Annotated in this window: 3 protein-coding genes (1 of these 3 cut by a window edge); all 3 read left to right on the top strand. The window is 67.1% G+C overall.

The annotated features are described in order from the left end of the window. Nucleotides 1-360, top strand: the 3' portion of a protein-coding gene (locus ACCC94_RS28490) for an aspartate aminotransferase family protein (RefSeq protein ID WP_413352946.1). It extends 861 nt beyond the left edge of the window; the window shows 360 of its 1,221 coding nt (coding positions 862-1,221); the start codon falls outside the window, past its left edge; the stop codon is at nucleotides 358-360. Nucleotides 361-527: 167 nt separating this feature from the next. Then, a complete protein-coding gene (aruF, locus tag ACCC94_RS28485) occupies nucleotides 528-1,544 on the top strand; it encodes an arginine/ornithine succinyltransferase subunit alpha (RefSeq protein ID WP_413352945.1) in 1,017 nt (338 codons plus the stop codon). Nucleotides 1,545-1,555: 11 nt separating this feature from the next. Next, nucleotides 1,556-2,500, top strand: a 945-nt coding sequence (astA, locus tag ACCC94_RS28480; protein WP_413352944.1) for an arginine N-succinyltransferase, incomplete at its 3' end; no start/stop codon positions are given.

Raw genomic sequence — 2,500 nt, 5'->3', positions numbered from 1 at the left:
AACCCGCTGGCGTGCGCCGTCGCCGGTGCGGCCTTCGACGTGATCAACACCCCGGAAGTGCTCGAAGGCGTGAAAGCCAAGCATGAACGCTTCAAGGTCCGCCTGGAGAAGATCGCCGCCGAGTACGGCATTTTCACCCAGGTGCGCGGCATGGGCATGCTGATCGGTGCGGTGCTCAACGATGCCTTCAAGGGCAAGGCCAAGGACGTGCTCAACGCCGCCGAGAAGGAAGGCGTGATGGTCCTGCAGGCCGGCCCGGACGTGGTGCGCTTCGCGCCCAGCCTGGTGATCCCGGACGCCGACATCGACGAAGGCCTGGATCGCCTCGAGCGCGCCATCGCCAAGCTGACCCGCGGCTGATCCCCCGGCTACGCTGAATCGGCGAGGCCCGCGCTTCGCCGCTCAACCGGCCGGATCGTCCCGGCCGGTTTCCGAGAATGCCCTGATGAGCGCGGCACAGGCTGTGTCGCGCCCGCGAATCAGAAACCAAGAATCACGAACTTTTGTCTGGTTAGAGGAGTGACGCCATGCTGGTGATGCGCCCCGCCCAAGTGGCCGACCTGCAGCAAGTGCAGCGTCTCGCCGCGGACAGCCCGGTCGGCGTCACGTCGCTGCCGGACGACGCGGAACGCCTGCGCGAGAAGATCCTCGCTTCGGAGGCTTCGTTCGCCGCCGAGGTGAGTTTCAACGGTGAAGAAAGCTATTTCTTCGTGCTGGAAGATACCGACACCGGCCGCCTGGTCGGCTGCTCGGCCATCGTTGCCTCGGCCGGCTTCTCCGAGCCGTTCTACAGCTTCCGCAACGAGACCTTCGTGCACGCCTCCCGCGAGCTGAAGATCCACAACAAGATCCACGTCCTCTCGCTGTGCCATGACCTCACCGGCAACAGCCTGCTGACCAGCTTCTACGTCGAGCGCGACCTGGTGAACACGCCGATCGCCGAGCTCAACTCCCGTGGCCGGCTGCTGTTCATGGCCAGCCATCCGGAGCGCTTCGCCGATGCGGTGGTGGTGGAAATCGTCGGCTACAGCGACGAGCAGGGCGAGTCGCCGTTCTGGAACGCCATCGGGCGCAATTTCTTCGACCTCGACTACACCGAGGCCGAGAAGCTCTCCGGGCTGAAGAGCCGCACCTTCCTCGCCGAACTGATGCCGCATTACCCGATCTACGTGCCGCTGCTGCCGGACGACGCCCAGGAAGCCATGGGCCAGGTGCACCCGCGTGCGCAGATCACCTTCGACATCCTGATGCGCGACGGCTTCGAGTCCGACAACTACGTCGACATCTTCGACGGCGGCCCCGCGCTGCATGCGCGCACCAGCAGCATCCGCTCCATCGCGCAGAGCCGGCAGGTGCCGGTGCGCATCGGCGAAGGCGCCAAGGGCAACCGCGGCTACCTGGTCACCAATGGCCAGCTGCAGGACTTCCGCGCCGTCGTCGCCGAACTCGACTGGGTACCGGGTAAGCCCGTCACCCTGAACCAGCAAACCGCCGAAGCCCTGGGCATCGGCGAGGGCGCCAGCGTGCGCCTGGTTGCGATCTGAGGGGAGAGAGCATGATCGTCCGTCCCGTAACCAGCGCCGACCTGCCGGCTCTGTTTGACCTGGCGCGCAGCACCGGCACCGGCCTGACCACGCTGCCGGCCAACGAGCAGCGCCTGCAGCACCGCGTGAGCTGGGCCGAGAAGGCCTTCCGCGGCGAAGCCGAGCGCGCCGACGCCGACTACCTGTTCGTCCTCGAGGACGACAGCGGCAAGGTCGTCGGCATCTCCGCCGTGGCCGGCGCCGTCGGCCTGCGCGAGCCCTGGTACAACTACCGCGTCGGCCTCACCGTCAGCGCCTCCCAGGAGCTGGGCATCCACCGCGAGATTCCCACCCTGTTCCTGGCCAACGACCTCACCGGGCAGTCCGAGTTGTGCTCGCTGTTCCTGCATGCCGACCACCGTGCCGGCCTGAACGGCCGCCTGCTGTCCAAGGCGCGCTTCCTGTTCATCGCCGAGTTCCGCGAGCTGTTCGGCGACAAGGTGATCGCCGAGATGCGCGGCATGTCCGACGAGGACGGTCGCTCGCCGTTCTGGGAGAGCCTGGGCCGGCATTTCTTCAAGATGGAATTCAGCCAGGCCGACTACCTGACCGGCGTGGGCAACAAGGCCTTCATCGCCGAGCTGATGCCCAAGTTCCCGCTCTACACCTGCTTCCTCTCCGCGGATGCGCGGGAGGTGATCGGCCGCGTGCACCCGCACACCGAGCCGGCGCTGGCCATGCTCAAGGCGGAGGGCTTCAGCTATCAGGGTTACGTCGACATCTTCGACGCCGGCCCCGCCATCGAGGCGCCGACCGAGAAGATCCGCGCCATCGCCGACAGCCAGAACCTGGTGCTGGCCATCGGCACGCCGGGCGACGACGCCGAGCCCTACCTGATCCACAACCGCAAGCGCGAGGAGTGCCGCATCACCGCGGCCCCGGCGCGCGTGGCCGGCGCAGGGCGATGCCATGGCGCA

Source organism: Pseudomonas sp. Pseusp97, from assembly GCF_047304025.1.
Lineage (GTDB): Bacteria > Pseudomonadota > Gammaproteobacteria > Pseudomonadales > Pseudomonadaceae > Pseudomonas.
This window is presented reverse-complemented; position numbering and strand designations above follow the sequence as displayed.